Below are 15,923 nucleotides of genomic sequence, written 5' to 3' on the forward strand. Positions count from 1 at the left end.
CGCCGATCAGGGCCGGGGATCGGTCTTCAGGATCGCCATCGTGACGACGTCATGCCACTCGCCGTCCCACCACAGCCCTTCCCGCTGAAGCCCTTCGCGGACGAACCCGGCCTTCTCGTAGACACGCTGAGCGCGCGGGTTGTAGTCGAAGACCTCCAGCGAGACGCGATGGAGGCCGACGACGTCGAACGCGTAACCCAGCAGCAGTTTGGTCGCCTCGGTGCCGTAGCCCTTGCCGAAGAACTCCGGGCCGTTCAGCGCGATCCGGAAGGCCCCGGAGCGGTTGTCCTTGTCGATGTCGGTGAGCGCCAGGTCGCCGACATGCGCGCGATCCTCCTTGCGCACGATGGCGTAGTCCGCGCGGTCGTCCAGGCCCCGCCGTCCGGCCAGCCAGGTCTTGACCTGTTCCGCGGTGAAGTCGGTATGCGTGCCGGTCAGCCTGCGGCTTTCGGGCTCCCGCAGGGCCTCCCAGCCGGTCTCGAAGTAGGTCTCGTCGAGCTGCGTGAGCACGACGTTCTCGCCGGTGAGTTCGGGCTGCGCCCGCAGCGCCTCGGTGTCGATCACGGCGGACACGGTACGGTGGACGCGGTGTCCGGGCGTACCAAATTAATTCTCGCGCTCACCGTGCTCGCCTTGTTCGTGGCGGCCGCGGTGCTGCTGCCGATCCCGAGTCCGGCCGGGCTGCGGGCCTGGGCCGCCGAGACCGGCCCGGCCACTCCGCTGGTGTTCTTCCTGGTCTATTCGGTGCTGACGGTGGCGCCGATCCCGCGCACCGTGTTCAACCTGGCGGGCGGGCTGCTGCTCGGCGCCACGACGGGAATCGTCGTCGGCATCCTGGCGACCACGGTCGCCTCGGCGCTCTCGTTCACCCTTTCGCGGGCACTCGGCCGCGATCTGGTCACCCGGCACCTGCACCGGGCGAGGGTCCGCGCGGTCAACGACCGGCTTTCGGACGGCGGGGTACTGGCGGTCACCTCCTTACGGCTGATCCCGATGGTGCCGTTCGCTCCGTTCAGTTACCTGTGCGGAGTGTCATCGGTCCGGTTCGCCCCGTATCTGATCGGGACCGCGCTCGGCAGCCTGCCGGGTACGGTCGCGGTCGTCGTCCTCGGCGACGCGCTGACCGGGGAAACGCCTCCCGCCCTGCTGATCTGTTACGCCGTGTTCGCCGCCGCGGGGGCCATCGGGCTGGTCAAGGTCTTCCGGCGCAAGGCCCGCCCGATACCCGAACCGAGCGGCGAGGAAGAATTGCCCGCCTCCGCACCGGCGAGCTGACGGGGAGCCGAAACCGCCGCCCGCTACACTCGATCGGGTGCGCGGGACCTGTCAGGCCGCGTAGCGCCACCATCACCCGGAGAATGTGTCAGGAGCAGTCGCCATCGACACCGGTCAGCTGATCGCTGGGCACTATCGCCTGGTCGAGCAAATTGGTAGCGGTGCCATGGGGGTGGTCTGGCGTGCCATCGATGTCCGCCTCGAGCGCTCGGTGGCGGTCAAGCAGATCCTCCCGCAGCCAGGTGTCTCCGAGGCCGAACGCGACAACATGCGCCAGCGCGCCATGCGCGAGGCCAAGAACGCGGCCCGTTTCCAGCACCCGAACGCGATCGTGGTGTTCGACATCGCCGAGCACGGCGGCGACCCCTGCCTGGTGATGGAGTACCTGAACGGCCCGAGCCTCTCGGCGATCATCTCCGAGGAAGGCACGCTGCCGCTGGGACGCGTCGCGAAGATCGGCGAGCAGGTCGCGTCGGCGCTGGTCGCCGCGCACCGCGCCGGGATCGTGCACCGCGACGTCAAACCGGGCAACATACTGATCGACGAGGCCGGCACCGCGAAGATCACCGACTTCGGCATCTCCCGCGCGGCCGGCGACATGACGCTCACCCAGACCGGCCTGATCGGCGGCACCCCGGCATACCTCGCGCCCGAGCTGGCGCGCGGCTCGGACCCGGTGCCCAGCTCCGACGTCTTCGCGCTCGGCGCGACGCTCTACCAGGCGATCGAGGGCCAGACCCCGTACGGGAACAGCTCCAACCAGCTGGCGCTGCTGTACGCCGCCGCGAACGGCCAGATCAACCCGCCGCAGCAGGCGGGCGCCGCGACGGCGCTGCTGATGAGCCTCCTGCGCACCGAACCGACCGAGCGCCCGACCATGGCCGAGGCACGGGAACGTCTCGCCGCGCTCGCGGCGAACGAATCCGGCGCGGGCACGGCCGCGTCGCCGCGGCTTTTCGGAGCGGGCGGCGGTAGACAGCCCGCCGTGCCCGAGACCCCCGGACACGGCATCCCCGGCGGAGACCGCCCGCCATGGCAGCGGACCGACAAGCCGGCCCCTTCCGCCGCGGCTCCTCCGCAACCCACCAAGACCCACACGCCGACGGCCGCGTTCATCCCGATGCGCTCGCCGTCCGCCCCGCCGAACACCCCGCCGCGTCCGGTCGCCGCGATGAGCCCGCCGCCGTCCGCGGCCGCCCCGATGCGGCCGTCGCCCGCCAAGCAGACCGACGCCAAACGCAAGGCCGTCCTGTTCGCGGGCGCCGGTGCCGCGGTCGTGGTGATCGCCGTGATCGTGTTCCTGATCCTGAACTCGAGCAACGGGGGCAACACCCCGGGTGGGAACAACGCCGGGGCGAATCCGCAGCCCGGCACCTCGGCGCCCAAATCGAGCGCCCCGTCTTCGTCGCGTCCCGCGCCCGCTGGGCTGGGGAAGACCCCCAGCGAAAAGATCACGAGCTACTCAAGCGTGGGTGGTTTCGTCCTCGACTTCTTCGACACGGGCAGGATCGGGACATCCGCGAGCTGGAACATGCTCACGGATGCCGCGAAAGAGGTCTACGGTTCGGAGCAGGCGTTCGCCGAGTACTGGAGCGCCCACAAGGTCACCAGCGCCGACACCGCCCGGGCGGACAAGGGTGGCGGCAACGCCGACGGCTCTATCGACATGAACATCACGCTCAACAAGGGAGCACGCCCGGCGCTGCGCGTGGTCCAGGTCGGCGGGCAGTACTACATCGACGCCGACACGCGAGTACTCGGCAACTGACGCAGCGTGGCGGTGGTGAGACCCGCCTCGCTGGTGGTAGGCCAATCGCCGATCGTGGCTTACTGTTGCTCCATGGCCGATAGCGGACCTTTCGGACCTGGCCAGAATCCTCGCTTCCAAGAGGACCTGGTAGGCCTCGACCCGTACGATCCCGAAGCCCGGGCCTTCGCCGAGCATCTGGACCGCATCGAACGCTGCGGCCCGAACTTCACCGTGGAGGCCTGCCTCGACGGTGTCTCCGATTTCGCCGACTCCAGCAACCGTCTCGGCGGGCTGCGCTGGTGGGTTTCGGCACTGGTCGTGGTCCTCATCGTGCTCGGCGTGATGGTCACCGCATGGGACATCATCGGCCGGGCCATCGCGTGGCTCGCGGGGTAACGTGGAACCGGTGAAAGGCATGAAACCCGTTGTCGGAGCCACGCCGCGCGTGGTCAAGTCCGAGCAGGAATGGCGGGAGCAGCTCAGCCCCGACGAGTACGCCGTCCTTCGCCAGGCGGGCACCGAGCGCCCCTTCACCGGTGAGTACACCGATGAGAAGACCACCGGGGTCTACCAGTGCCGAGCCTGTGGCGCCGAACTGTTCCGCAGCGACACGAAATTCGAGAGCCACTGCGGCTGGCCGTCGTTCTACGACCCGGCCGACAGCGACGCCGTCCTCCTCCGCGAGGACACCACCATGGGGATGCGCCGGATCGAGGTGCTGTGCAAGTCGTGCCACAGCCACCTCGGGCACGTCTTCGAAGGCGAGGGCTACGCCACGCCGACGGATCAGCGGTACTGCATCAACTCGATCTCGCTGAAGCTCGTTCCCGAGTCGTAACCGAACGAAGCGAACCACCGCCCTTCTCGACGCGTTCCCGGATGACAGGAACAGCGTCGGGAGGGCGGTGTCGTATGACCGAACCTTGGGGAATCTCCGGACCGGCTTTCGCGTGGCTGTACGGCTGTCTCGCCGTCCTGCCATTTCTCGTCGCCGGATTGTGGGCACAGTCGCTCCGGCGTCGTGCCGCCGGCGAATGGACGCCGCCGGGCCCGTATCACCTCGCCGCGCTGGCCGGTGGCACCGAGCGGGTCGCCGATGTCGCGGTGGCCACCATGGTCGCCAGTGAACAGGTACGGCTGGACAGCCGAGGGCGGGTCACCGTCCTCCGGGCCGTATCGGGAGATCCGCTCACGCGCGCCGCGGCCGAGCTCGTCCCGCAGGCGGGCGACGGCGGGCTCTACCGGTTGAAGAAACTGCTGAGCCGGAGCGCCGCCGTCCAAGAAGTGCGCAACGATCTTCAGCTGAGCGGCCTGCAAGTGGACGAACGTCGCCGCCGCGCCGGGTGGTCGGTGGCCCTGATCGTCTACCTCCCCGTGCTCGCGCTCGGGCTGGCGAGGTTCGCCAACGCCATCCCGCTGGGTCGCCCGGCCGGGGTGCTGGCGGGTCTCCTCCTCGCGGTGGTCGCGGCCATCGCCGGGACCGCCCTTCTCCAGCGGCCGAGCCGCACCGTCCTGCCGACCATGGCCGGGCTGGGCGTCATCGGCGCGGCCCGGCGGAACCCGCTTCTGGTCCCCGGAGTGGCGGGCGCGGTGGCGCTCGGCGGGTTGGCGGCGTATCCCGATCCGGTGATGGCGGACATGCTGGTCAGGACCGGCGATGCCACCGCCAAGGGGTCGGCGGGTTCGTCGGGCAGTGGAAGCGGCTGCGCGAGCGGTTCTTCCTGCGGCGGAGGCGGCTGCGGCGGCTGAACCTTCGAATCACGGAACCACGAACGGACCGGACAGCGTCCGACTACGGTAAGTGCACCTGCTCGTGAAAGGCCCGTGCGATGGAATACACCTGGGGCATCCCCGGACCCACGTTCCTGGCGATCTACGCCGTCCTGCTGGTGTTCCCGCTGGTCGCCGGGCTGGTGTGGACGATCGTGGTCAAGCTGGGCCACAAGGCACCGAGTGCCACGGTGACCGGGCCGCAGCCGACGGTGTACGAGTTCGCCTATCTCGCCGGCGGTCCGGACCGGGTGGTCGACACGGCCATCGCGGCGCTGGTCGACCGCGGGATCTTGCGGGTCAGCAGCTCGAAGCAGCTCCAGCTGACGGGTCCCGAGCCCGCCGACCCGATCGAAAACGCCGTCGCCAAGGGTGCCAGGCCGGGCTACAACGCCACGACCCGCGGCATCCGTGACCGGCTGCGGCTGTCGGGTCCGATGCAGGCGCTCGCCAAGGATCTGGAGGCACGAGGGCTGGTCGTCGTCGATCAGGCGCCACGGATCCGCCAGGTCGTGTACTTCCTATACCTCGCCGTGCTGGTCTTCGGTGTGGTGCGCCTGATCGCCGGAATCGCCGGCGACCGCCCGGTCGGCTTCCTGATCCCGATGCTGATCGTGGCCGGGGTCGCGACGCTGATCGCCAGGGTCGTCAAGAACAAGCGGCCGGGCCCGCGCCCGACCGGCGAGGGTGACCGGGTCCTCCACAAGGCCAGGTCCGCCCACGGGCGGGAGCGCAAACGCGGTATCCCGAACGGGCCGGGATACGTCGGCGGCGCGGTGCTGGGCGGCGCCGCCGCGGCGGTCGCGTTCGGCGGCCTCGCCTCCTACCCCGACGAGGAGCTGAGCGCGGCCCTGATCCCGCCGCCGGTCTCCAGCGGATTCGGCGGCGGTTCATCCGGCGGCGGCTCTTCGTGCAGCAGCTCCAGCGGCAGTTCGTGCAGCAGCGGCGGCAGCTCCTGCGGCGGAGGCGGCGGCTGTGGCGGCTGACGGGCCCGGCAGGCTCGGGATCGGCATCGGCTGGCGGCACGAGCTCGACCTTTCGATCGCGCGGTTGCCGGGCGTCGACTGGGTCGAGGTCGTCGCCGAGAACCTGCACGCCGGGCATCTTCCGGAAACCCTGCTCGCGTTGCGCGACAAGGGAATGCCGGTCCTGCCGCACGCCGTCTCGCTTTCGCTGGGCGGAGCCGAACCGCTGGACACCGCGCGCGTCGAGCACCTCGCGGAGGTCACCCGCGAGCTCGGCGCGCCGCTGGCCAGTGACCACGTGTGCTTCGTGCGCGCGGGCGGCCTCGACTCGGGCCATCTGATGCCGCTCCCCCGCACCCGGGAGGCGCTCGACGTCCTGGTGGACAACGTCGAACTGACGCAGTCCATCGTGGAGGTACCGTTCGCGCTGGAGAACATCGCGGCGGTGCTGGAGTGGCCGGACGCGGAGTTCACCGAGTCGGAGTTCCTGCGGGAGCTCACCGACCGGACCGGCTGCCTGCTGATCGTCGACGTGGCCAACCTGTACGCCAACGCCCGCAACCTCGGCACCGATCCCGAGCGGTTCCTCGACGAGATCCCGTGGGAGCGCCTGGCGTACACCCATATGGCGGGCGGTGTCGAACGCGACGGCGTCTATCACGACACGCACGCCCATCCGGTGGTGCCGGAAGTCCTGGATCTACTACGCGAACTGCGGCGCCGCACCGAACCGCCCGGCGTCCTGCTGGAACGCGACGACGACTACCCGTCCGACACGGAACTCGCGGCGGAACTGGCCGCGCTGCGGGAAGCGGTCTCGCCGTGACGTCGCCCCGGGAGCGGCTCGCCGGGCAGCAGGCGGAGCTGCTCAAGGCGCTTCTCGCGGGAGGCGACGCTCCGGCGGGCTTCGACGCGGACAGGCTCCGCATCGAGGCCAACGTCTTGCGGAACAAGCAAAGCAGGCTGGCCGCCTACCTTCGCCCGGACCTCGCCGAGGCCCTTGGCGACCGGTTCGCCGCGCTCTTCCGCGAGTACGCGACGAGCCACCCGAAGACCGACGCCATCCGCGCGCGGGCCTATGCGGACGCTTTCGGCACGTGGCTCGTGGAGCGCGGCGAGCTCCCCAAGCCCCGGCGCCGGTTCACAACCTGGCTCCGCCGCATTTAGTCCTCTGAATGCGGTTTCACCAAACCGGGCGGTCGCTCCCCGATACGTGCGTCGCTTCCGTCCATTGTGGATTCGAGCCCGGCAGGGTGCCCGCCATCTTGACCCGGGTGACCCGGCCGAGCTGACCGTCGACCTCTTCGAGCCACTCGCCACCGTCGAACCCGACGGGCCCGGCTTCCTTGCGCCCCAAGGAGTTCAGCCACTCCCCGGTCCCCGCGAGCGAGGTGCGGACGTGCTGGCTGCCACCCTCGGTGGCCGCCCGGCGGACGGCGGTCATGATCGCCGCCGCGGTGAGCCAGCCGGTCGCGTGGTCGAGTGCCTGCACCGGAAGCGGTCCCGGGCCGTCGAGCCCGGCCGTCTTGCCGCCTTCGTCGGCGATCCCCGACGCCATCTGGACCAGGCTGTCGAACCCGCGCCTGCGCGCCCACGGCCCTTCCCAGCCGTACGCGGACAGATCCGCGACCACGATGCCCGGCCGGAGCTCCGCGATCGCTTCCGGGGAGAAACCCTTGGCGGTCAACGAACCCGGCCGGAAACCCTGCAGCACGACGTCGGCGCGGGCGATCAGCTTGCGCAGCCGCGAGCGCCCGGCTTCGGTCTCCAGGTCGACGTACGCCGAGAGTTTCCCCATCCCGGTGTCGACGGCCAGCGGCGGCACGGTCGGCAGCTGCGCCGAACCGATGTGCATGACGGTCGCCCCGTGCGCGGCGAGGACCCGGCCCGCGACCGGCCCGGCGATGACGTGGGTCAGATCCAGGATCCGCACCCCGCCCAGCGGCCGGTCGGATTCGAACAGCCGCACGGGTTCCGACGGTCCCAGCGGCCGGATTTCGGCGACCGGCAACGCGCTCGACGCCTGTCCTTGCTTGTGCGCCAGCCATTCCTCGCGCGTGCGCATGACGGCGGCGGCCCCGCCGGCGCCGATGACCGCCGACTCGACCTCGTACTTCGACTTGGCCGCCACGACCTTCTCGAACGCCGCGCGGGTCGCGGGTACGCCGAGACCCCAGCACACGGCGGACACGTGACGCGGGTAGTTGCAGTGCAGCCGCACCCAGCCGTCGTTCGCGCGGTAGTCGCCGGACAGCGGCGCGCTGAACGGCACCGGCTCCCCGTCGACTCGGAGATACTGCTCGCTGTGGAACGCCGCCGCGGCGTGCCGGGTGTCGACCGAGACCTTGCCCGGCTCGATTCCCCGCAGCCGCAACAGCTCCCCGGCCGCCAGTGTCGCCGCGGCGATACTCGTCGTGGCCGCCTCCTCGACCCGGAAGATCCCGGGCAGCACCGACTCGGGGCCGGTGATCTCGACGGCGTCTTCGGCGAGGGTGTCGCCGGTGAGCGTGGTCCAGACGCGTGTGTCCACTAGGGCAGCAGGGCGATCAGTTCGGCGGGCGCCACCTTCGTCCCGGTGTAGAACGGGATCTCCTCGCGCACGTGGAGGCGGGCCTCCGTGCCGCGCAGATGACGCATCAGGTCGACGATGCGGTGCAGCTCGTCGGCCTCGAAGGCCAGGATCCACTCGTAGTCGCCCAGCGCGAACGACGCGACCGTGTTGGCGCGGACGTCCGGGTAGTCGCGGGCCTCCTTGCCGTGGTCGGCGAGCATCTTGCGGCGCTCGTCGTCCGGCAGCAGGTACCACTCGTAGGAGCGCACGAACGGGTAGACGCAGATGAACTTGCGGGCCTCTTCACCGGCGAGGAACGCCGGGATGTGGCTCTTGTTGAACTCCGCCGGGCGGTGCAGCGCGACCTGGCTCCACACCGGCGCCGACGCGCGGCCGAGCGGGGTGTGCCGGAAACCGCTGTACGCCGCCTGGACCTGCTCGATCTCCTCGGCGTGCCACCAGATCATGTAGTCGGCGTCGGCCCGCAGCCCGGAGAGGTCGTAGACACCGCGGACGACGACGCCCTTGGCCTCCAGCGCGTCGAGGTACTCGGTGGTCTCCGCGGTCGCCTTCGCCCGGTCTTCGCCGAGCTTGCCCTGCTCGGCCCGGAAGACCGACCAGGCGGTGTAGCGGATGGTGTCATTGAGCTCGTTGTAGTTCAGCCGCGCCATACCGCCATCTTGGCACTGCCGGTGCTCAGGAGCCCTCGTGGGGCGGTGTGATCCCGGCGATGCGGCGGGCGGCGGCGTCGGCGGTGGCGATGCAGGCCGGGAGCCCGACGCCGTGCAGTGTCGCACCCGCCACGGCGAGTCCGGGGACCTCGGCGACGGCACGTTCGATCCGCTCGACGCGGACGAGGTGCCCGGTGCCGTACTGCGGGAGCCCGCCGCCCCAGCGGGTCACCAGGGTGTCGATCGGCTCGGCGGTGACGCCGGTCAGCCGGGCGAGGTCGTCGCGGACCACGCGCACGAGTTCGTCGTCGTCGGCGTGCAGCGCCCCCGGTTCGCCGAAGCGGCCGACCGAGCCACGCACCAGCACCGGACCTTCGCCGTAGTGCGCCCATTTGCGGGAGGAGAAGGTGAACGCCTTGGCGGAGAACGGCTTCCCGGCGGCGTCCCGCTCGCCGGCCCCGATCAGCACCCCGGACGAGTCCGGCAGCGCGGTCCCCGGCGGGAGTGCGAGCGCGACCACCGCCATCGACGCGAGTTCGATCTTGGCGAACACCGAAGACGCCACGTCCGCGACACCGTCGAGCAGCCGCCGTGCCGAAGGCGCCGGGACGGCGAGGAGAACGGAGTCGGCGTCGAGGTCGTCGACCTTCCAGCCGTCCGCGGTGCGGTCGAGCGCGGTCACCGTGGTTTCGGTCCGGATCTCGGCGCGGGACAGCTCCGCGAGCCGCGCGATCAGCGTCCCGAGCCCGCCGGCCAGGGTTCCGAAGACCGGCGCCGTGCTCGGCGAAGCGGGCATGAGCGTCGCCGCGCCCTCGGTGAGCGAACGCGCGCCGCGGTCCACCGCGGAGGCGAGACCGGGCATCGTCGCGCGCAGGCCGAGCCCGTCCGCTCCCCCGGCGTACACCCCGCCGAGCAGCGGATCGACGAGCCGGTCGACCAGTTCGTCACCGAACCGCTCACGCAGCAGCGGGCCGAGCGGCACGTCCCCCGCGGGCAGTTCCAGCGGTGCCAGCGACGACTCGGCCTCGACCAGCGCGCGGCCCTTCTCCGACAGCACGCCGGCGACCGCGTCGGCCGAGGCGGGAATGCCCATGACGGTGCCCGGCGGCAGACCGAGCACGGAGCCACCCGCGTGGATCTTGGCGCGGGCCTTGGTGGGATGGACGACGCTTTCGCCCAGCCCGACCTCACGCACCAGCGCGAGCACTTCGGGGCGCCGAACGAGGAAGGCCTCCGCTCCGACGTCGTAGCGCTCGCCGGCGAGTTCGATCGTGCGGAGCTTCCCGCCGAGCGACCCGGTCGCCTCGAAGACGACGATCCGGGCGTCCTCACCGAGCAGGGTCCGCAGCCGGTACGCCGCGGTCAGTCCCGAGATGCCGCCACCTACGACGGCGACAGTGGTCACGGCCGGAGCTCGTGCACCAGCCCGACCACGCGCGTCAGCACGTCCGGGTCGACGCCGGGCAGCACGCCGTGGCCGAGGTTGAAGATGTGACCGTCGGCCGCGCGGCCCTCGGCGAGGATGCGCCGCACTTCGGCCTCGATGACCGGCCAGGACCCGTGCAGCAGCGCCGGGTCGAGGTTGCCCTGGACCACGCCGCCGCCGAGCCGCCGCACGGCTTCGTCGAGCGGGATGCGCCAGTCGACGCCGACCACGTCGGCGCCCGCGTCGCGCATGGCCACCAGCAGCTCGCCGGTACCGACGCCGAAGTGGATCCGGGGCACGCCGTAGCCCGCGACCGCGGACAGCACCTTCGCCGAATGCGGCAGCACGAACTCGCGGTAGTCCCGCTCCGAGAGCGCGCCCGCCCACGAGTCGAACAGCTGGATCGCGTCGGCCCCGGCGTCGAGCTGCGCGGACAGGAAGGTGATCGCCATATCCGCCAAGCGCCCCGCCAGCTCGTGCCACAGCTCCGGCTCGGAGTGCATGAGCGCCTTGGTGTGCTCGTGGTTGCGGCTCGGCCCGCCCTCGATGAGGTACGAGGCCAGGGTGAAGGGCGCGCCGGCGAACCCGATCAGCGGCGTCTCGCCCAGCGACCCGACCAGCAGCCGGACCCCCTCGGCGACCCGCTCCACCTGCTCCGGCTCCAGCACCGGCAGCGCGCGCACGCCCGCGGCGTCGCGGATCGGCTCGGCGACGACCGGCCCGGTACCGGCGACGATGTCGATGTCGAGACCCGCCGCCTTGAGCGGGACGACGATGTCACTGAAGAGGATGGCCGCGTCGACGCCGTGACGGCGGATCGGCTGGAGCGTGATCTCGGCGAGCATCTCGGGGTCGAAGCAGGCTTCGAACATCGAGGTGCCCTCGCGCAGCGCCCGGTATTCGGGCAGCGACCGGCCGGCCTGGCGCATGAACCACACGGGGGTGTGAGCCGGGCGTTCGCCGCGCGCGGCGGCCAGGAACGGCGCACCGGACAGGGCGCGACGAGCCGCCGGAACGGTCTGCGCGGGAGAAGCGACTGAAGGAGACATCACGGTTCATGGTGCCATGTGCGCCTGGAGGCCTTACTCTCGGCGCGCCTGCGCCCCGAACCGGACGATCGCGTCTTACAGTCGGTTGGTGACCGCGATGACGTCAGTACCCGATCTCTTCCGTGAAGCCGTCGCGGCGTTGCAATCGGTCCGGCCGCGTCCCGAAGTGCGGCTGGAGAAGATGCGCCCGCCGCAGCGCCTGGCGCCGTGGTCCTACGCGGTGAGCTGCGAGGTGGAAGGGCCGGCGGACGTGCTGGCGTCGGGGCGGCTGGTGCTGCTGCACGATCCGGAGGGCCAGGAGGGCTGGGACGGGGTTCTGCGGCTGGTCATGTACGTCCGCGCGGAACTCGACCGGGAACTGGCGACCGATCCCTTCCTGCCCGCCGTGGGCTGGTCGTGGCTGACCGACGCCTTGGAGACCTCCGGCGCGGAGTGGACGGCGCTGGGCGGCACGGTCACCGAGACCTCGTCGGCCCGCTTCGGCGACATCTCCGGGCCCGCGCGCACCGACGATCTGGAACTCCGGGCGTCCTGGACGCCGACCGACGCCGCGCTGCGGCCGCACGGGCAGGCCTTCTGCCAGGTGATGGCGAGCGTCGTGGGGCTGCCGCCGGTCGGCGTGACCCTGTTCGAGCAGCGCCAGTCCTCCTGAAGGCGCGCTTCAGTCGATCCAAGTACATGAAGGCCCCCTTCCTTGCGCCTAAGTACAGGAAGGGGGCCTTCATGTACTTCACTGGAGCGGACTCTGGGTCCCTCAAGGAGGCCTTCACGGTCTCGGCCACGGTCCCGACACGCCGGATTCCCATCAATCGAGACATAGCATTCGGGTTATATTGCGAACGTCGGCCATCTAGCGCCGCTAGGAAAACTAGCGCGGTAGCAAAGGTCCCTTGCTCCCGCCGTGGAGCCGTGAAGGCCCCCTTCACTACCCTCAAGGTAGGCAAGGAGGCCTTCACGGACAGCTGCGATGTCACGAAGGGGCCTGAAGCGTCTTCGTTTACCCCATTCGCGAGCCCCTCAGAGCGTCTGTACGCCGACGAAAGTCGCTTCGGGGCCATCTGGACTAGACCAGCTCCCACCAGCGCGGAGCCGGGCGCTCAGAGGTCTGGACCACCCCGTTCGTGCTAACCCGGCCGTCACCGTCCGCTACAAGATCAAATACGCCCGCGAGCGAGCCGAGACGCTTCCGGAGCGTTACCATCATCGTCACCGAGCGGAGCGATCATGACTCTCCGCGAAGTTGATCAAGCCCCACGCCGGAGGCACTTTCCGGCCCTCGCCGCCCCGGCGTCCCAGGGTCCCGGGCAGAGGCACCGGCAGGTGCACGGCTCATCTGCACAGTCGATTGAACCCCGGTAACCCCAGTGCATCGTGTTCGTTCGGCGATGTGTTAGCCACCGGCTGTGTACTAGCCCGATCGTGTTACTACGAACTCCCTGAGTGACCACTGGTTTGAGATAGATACCCATTCGATCCCCCCGCGAAGGCCTCAGGGCGGCTACAGTGCCATCGACGACACCACTTTCGGTCTAAAGCTGGCGCGGCTAAACGGCCGAAAGTCCCGGTGCCGGTCGGGGGGCACGACCGACTCCAGGGAGGTAGTGACGTGGCTACCGTCGGCATTTCTCAGGCCGTCCGATCCACGCCAGCCGGTTCATTGCCGGCGAGCATGGTTCCGCACCCGCGGGAAGAGCTTTTTTCCGTGTTGGTGGTCGATGACCACCCGCTGTTGAGGGAGGCAATCTCAGCAAGACTCGCACAGATGGGTGCGGGCACCGTCCACGAGGCCGCCACGGTGGCCGAGGCGAGGGCGCGAGCACAGGCCACCGGGCCTTGTGATCTGGCGATCCTCGATCTCGGACTGCCGGATGGCAGCGGCATCGAGCTGGTTACGGAACTCCGTAGCCACGGCTGGCCTCGAGTAGTGGTGCTCGCTTCATCAGACGACCCGTACGCGGTCAGGTCGGCGTTCCAGGCCGGCGCCCAGGCATACCTGCTCAAGTCGGCTTCGCCGGTCGTGGTGACCGACGGCGTCCGCAGGGTGCTCGAGGGCGGCGTCTACGCGGACCCGAGCGTCGCACCGGTCTTGGCCACCGGCACCCGGGTCGCCGGCACCGACAACACCCCGCGCGAGCTTTCCGCGCGCGAGGTCGAGGTGCTGCAGCTCGTGGCCGACGGCCAGAGCAACAAGGAGATCGGCGAGGAACTCAGCCTCTCCGCTCTCACGGTGAAGTCTCACCTCTCCCGCATCGGGCGCAAGCTCGGCACGGGTGACCGGGCTCAGATGGTGGCGCTGGCCATGCGTGCCGGCGTGATCCGCTGACAAAGGCGAACAGCCCTGCGGGGCGGGCGGACCAGGCGCGGCCCGCTCGTCCCGTAGGGTCTTCACCTATGGAAGGCGACCGACCCGGAGAACCGCAGACGGACCCGAAGACCGGCACCGATGACACCGGTGGACCGGTCCTGCTGCGTGAGCCCGCCGAGGGCACTCCACCGGTGATCGCCGACGCGACCGCCCTCGCCGAAGCCTGCGTGAAGATCGCGGGCGGCAGCGGGGCCATCGCCGTGGACACCGAACGCGCGTCCGGCTACCGATACTGGCCCAAGGCCTATCTCGTGCAGCTGCGCCGCGAAGGTGCCGGCTCCTTCCTCATCGACCCCATTCCGCTCGAAGGGCAGCTCGAACCCCTCGCGGAAGTGCTCAACAACGCCGAATGGGTGTTGCACGCGGCCTCTCAGGACCTGCCGTGCCTCGCCGAACTCGACCTGCGCCCGAAGAGCCTGTTCGACACCGAACTCGCCGGACGGCTCGCCGGATACGAACGGGTCGCCCTCGGCACCCTGGTCGAACTCCTCCTCGGCTACCAGCTGGAGAAGGGGCACAGCGCCGCCGACTGGTCGAAGCGCCCGCTTCCCGTCGACTGGCTGAACTACGCCGCCCTCGACGTCGAGCTGCTCATCGAGCTGCGCGAGAAGCTCGAAGCCGACTTGGCCGCCCAGGGCAAGCTCGAATGGGCCCAGCAGGAATTCGAGGCCGTCCGCACCGCCCCGCCGCCCGCCCCGCGGGCCGAGCCGTGGCGCCGGACGTCCGGGGTCCACAAGATCCGCAGCGCCCGCGGTCTCGCCGCGGTACGCGAACTGTGGCAGGCGCGCGACGAGCTCGCCCGCAAACGCGACCGCGCGCCGAGCCGGATCCTGCCCGACAGCGCGATCATCAACGCCGTCACCGCCGACCCGAAGACCGTCGAGCAGCTTCAGGCGCTGCCGGTGTTCAGCGGCCGGGTCCAGCGCAAGTACACCGCGAGCTGGCTGCGGCATCTGCAGGTCGCCCGTGCGCTGCCCGCCGACGAGCTGCCGACCCCCGCGCAGCAGACCGACGGACCGCCGCCGGTGAACCGGTGGTCGGACAAGGATCCCGACGCCGCCGCCCGGCTTTCCGCCGCCCGCGCGGCGCTGTCCGCGATCGCGGAGGACCGGCGGCTGCCGGTGGAGAACCTGCTGCTGCCGGAACTGGTGCGCCGCACCTGCTGGCGTCCGCCCGCGGACCTGAGCGAGGACTCCGTCGCCCAGGTCCTGCGTGAGGGCGGCGCCCGGCCTTGGCAGGTCGAGCTGACCGTGGCGGTGCTGAGCAAGGCGCTCCACTCCACCGCCGCCTGACCGGCTTCAGCCCTCCAGCAGTGCTCGCGCGGAGCCGCGCAGAACGGTGTCCGGCTCCCCGAGCCCGACGAGCCTCAGCACGCTGTCGGCCCCTTCGACGGCGTGCGCCTCGACGTCCAGATCCGGCTGGTCGCGCCGGACGATCGCGATGCTCTCGACGAGCCCGAACACGAGGTCGGTCCGGATCCCCTGGAGTGCGGCGGCGACACCCGCCGCCGCGACGAGCGAGCCGTAGACGCGTTTGAGCTCCGCCCGTTCGGCCCGGAACCGCGCCAGCCGCGGCGACGAGATCTCCGGCAGCAGATACAGGGCGCCGAGGTTGTGCCGCGCGCTGCCGAGCAGATGGATGTCCGCGTAGGCCAGCGCCCACAGCCGGGTGCCGACCGGCGCGAACTTGGCCGACAGCCCGCCCGCGACGTCCAGCGACGGCCGGACGGTGTCCTCCAGCAGCGCCGCGAGAATGTCCTCTTTGGACGGAAAGTGGTAGTAGAGCGACGCCTGGCGCAGACCGGCGCGTTCGGCGATGGCCCGTGTGGTCGTCGCCGCGTAGCCGGCGCCGGTGAACAGCTCCCCCGCCGCGTCCAAGACGGCGAGCCGCGCCTCCCGCTTGCTCGCCGCGGCACCGCTGGCCCTCGGTCTGCCCACCCCGGTCGTTTTCGTCATCTATCCGATCCTGCCATTTCTCCGCGAAGATCTTTGTTACGTCCGGCGGTCGGCCCAGGTTACCGAATCCGGTATCTGTTAACACCGCGCTTACCCGGCGGAGATCGGAAGGATCCCGCACGCGCTTAATTTCGGTCAGCCGATCG

17 protein-coding genes are annotated in these 15,923 nt (G+C 70.5%); 11 read left to right on the top strand and 6 right to left on the bottom strand.

The genetic code is table 11. The features are described 5' to 3' along the window. Positions 1-6 precede the first annotated feature (6 nt). Entirely contained in the window at positions 7-564 is a 558-nt protein-coding gene (locus ACIBTM_RS07780) for a GNAT family N-acetyltransferase (RefSeq protein WP_395875717.1), read from the bottom strand. Between the two features lie 24 nt (positions 565-588). On the opposite strand from ACIBTM_RS07780, the gene ACIBTM_RS07785 reads away from it, so the two are divergent. From ACIBTM_RS07785 to ACIBTM_RS07820, 8 genes are all read left to right on the top strand, one after another. After that, positions 589-1,275, top strand: coding sequence for a TVP38/TMEM64 family protein (locus ACIBTM_RS07785; protein ID WP_395875718.1), 687 nt, complete (start codon positions 589-591; stop codon positions 1,273-1,275). 166 nt (positions 1,276-1,441) lie between these two features. Next, positions 1,442-3,043, top strand: a complete 1,602-nt coding sequence (locus ACIBTM_RS07790; RefSeq protein WP_395875824.1) for a protein kinase — start codon at positions 1,442-1,444, stop codon at positions 3,041-3,043. Positions 3,044-3,115: 72 nt separating this feature from the next. Further along, positions 3,116-3,421 (top strand): hypothetical protein, encoded by a 306-nt coding sequence (locus ACIBTM_RS07795; protein ID WP_016333002.1) that lies wholly within the window; start codon positions 3,116-3,118, stop codon positions 3,419-3,421. A 19-nt stretch (positions 3,422-3,440) separates the two neighbouring features. After that, positions 3,441-3,863, top strand: a complete 423-nt coding sequence (msrB, locus tag ACIBTM_RS07800; protein ID WP_037304420.1) for a peptide-methionine (R)-S-oxide reductase MsrB — start codon at positions 3,441-3,443, stop codon at positions 3,861-3,863. A 74-nt stretch (positions 3,864-3,937) separates the two neighbouring features. Further along, a complete protein-coding gene (locus ACIBTM_RS07805) occupies positions 3,938-4,774 on the top strand; it encodes a TIGR04222 domain-containing membrane protein (RefSeq protein ID WP_395875719.1) in 837 nt (278 codons plus the stop codon). A gap of 80 nt (positions 4,775-4,854) precedes the next feature. Then, the gene (locus ACIBTM_RS07810) at positions 4,855-5,781 is read left to right on the top strand and encodes a TIGR04222 domain-containing membrane protein (RefSeq protein ID WP_395875720.1); all 927 of its coding nucleotides are present in this window, start codon (positions 4,855-4,857) and stop codon (positions 5,779-5,781) included. Then, positions 5,771-6,586 (top strand): DUF692 domain-containing protein, encoded by an 816-nt coding sequence (locus ACIBTM_RS07815; protein ID WP_395875721.1) that lies wholly within the window; start codon positions 5,771-5,773, stop codon positions 6,584-6,586. Before ACIBTM_RS07810 ends, ACIBTM_RS07815 begins: the two co-directional genes overlap by 11 nt. After that, the gene (locus ACIBTM_RS07820) at positions 6,583-6,927 is read left to right on the top strand and encodes a hypothetical protein (RefSeq protein WP_395875722.1); all 345 of its coding nucleotides are present in this window, start codon (positions 6,583-6,585) and stop codon (positions 6,925-6,927) included. The genes ACIBTM_RS07815 and ACIBTM_RS07820 overlap by 4 nt, the downstream gene beginning before the upstream one ends. A 16-nt stretch (positions 6,928-6,943) precedes the next feature. Here the strand turns inward: ACIBTM_RS07820 and ACIBTM_RS07825 are convergent, their stop codons facing one another. Genes ACIBTM_RS07825 through hemE form a run of 4 tightly spaced genes read right to left on the bottom strand, consistent with a single transcriptional unit; the run spans position 6,944 to position 11,457 of the window. Then, positions 6,944-8,290, bottom strand: coding sequence for a CoA transferase (locus tag ACIBTM_RS07825; RefSeq protein ID WP_395875723.1), 1,347 nt, complete (start codon positions 8,288-8,290; stop codon positions 6,944-6,946). Beyond that, positions 8,290-8,982, bottom strand: coding sequence for a hydrogen peroxide-dependent heme synthase (gene hemQ / locus ACIBTM_RS07830; RefSeq protein ID WP_016332997.1), 693 nt, complete (start codon positions 8,980-8,982; stop codon positions 8,290-8,292). Before hemQ ends, ACIBTM_RS07825 begins: the two co-directional genes overlap by 1 nt. A 25-nt stretch (positions 8,983-9,007) precedes the next feature. Next, complete coding sequence (gene hemG, locus ACIBTM_RS07835; protein WP_395875724.1) at positions 9,008-10,387, bottom strand: protoporphyrinogen oxidase; 1,380 nt, start codon at positions 10,385-10,387, stop codon at positions 9,008-9,010. Continuing rightward, on the bottom strand, positions 10,384-11,457 hold the full coding sequence (gene hemE / locus ACIBTM_RS07840; protein ID WP_395875725.1) for a uroporphyrinogen decarboxylase: 1,074 nt from the start codon (positions 11,455-11,457) through the stop codon (positions 10,384-10,386). The genes hemG and hemE overlap by 4 nt, the downstream gene beginning before the upstream one ends. 88 nt (positions 11,458-11,545) lie before the next feature. Between hemE and ACIBTM_RS07845 the strand changes: the two genes are divergently transcribed. The 3 genes from ACIBTM_RS07845 (at position 11,546) to ACIBTM_RS07855 (ending at position 15,114) form a co-directional block, all read left to right on the top strand. Further along, a complete protein-coding gene (locus ACIBTM_RS07845; protein ID WP_063274532.1) occupies positions 11,546-12,109 on the top strand; it encodes a DUF3000 domain-containing protein in 564 nt (187 codons plus the stop codon). A 954-nt stretch (positions 12,110-13,063) separates the two neighbouring features. Further along, a complete protein-coding gene (locus ACIBTM_RS07850) occupies positions 13,064-13,780 on the top strand; it encodes a response regulator transcription factor (protein ID WP_034318331.1) in 717 nt (238 codons plus the stop codon). A gap of 68 nt (positions 13,781-13,848) precedes the next feature. Continuing rightward, on the top strand, positions 13,849-15,114 hold the full coding sequence (locus ACIBTM_RS07855; protein ID WP_395875726.1) for an HRDC domain-containing protein: 1,266 nt from the start codon (positions 13,849-13,851) through the stop codon (positions 15,112-15,114). Between the two features lie 6 nt (positions 15,115-15,120). Here ACIBTM_RS07855 and ACIBTM_RS07860 read toward each other — a convergent pair whose 3' ends face one another. Further along, entirely contained in the window at positions 15,121-15,777 is a 657-nt protein-coding gene (locus ACIBTM_RS07860) for a TetR/AcrR family transcriptional regulator (protein WP_395875727.1), read from the bottom strand. Positions 15,778-15,923 lie beyond the last annotated feature (146 nt).

It is taken from the genome of Amycolatopsis sp. NPDC049868 (genome assembly GCF_044461365.1).
Taxonomy (GTDB): Bacteria; Actinomycetota; Actinomycetes; order Mycobacteriales; family Pseudonocardiaceae; genus Amycolatopsis.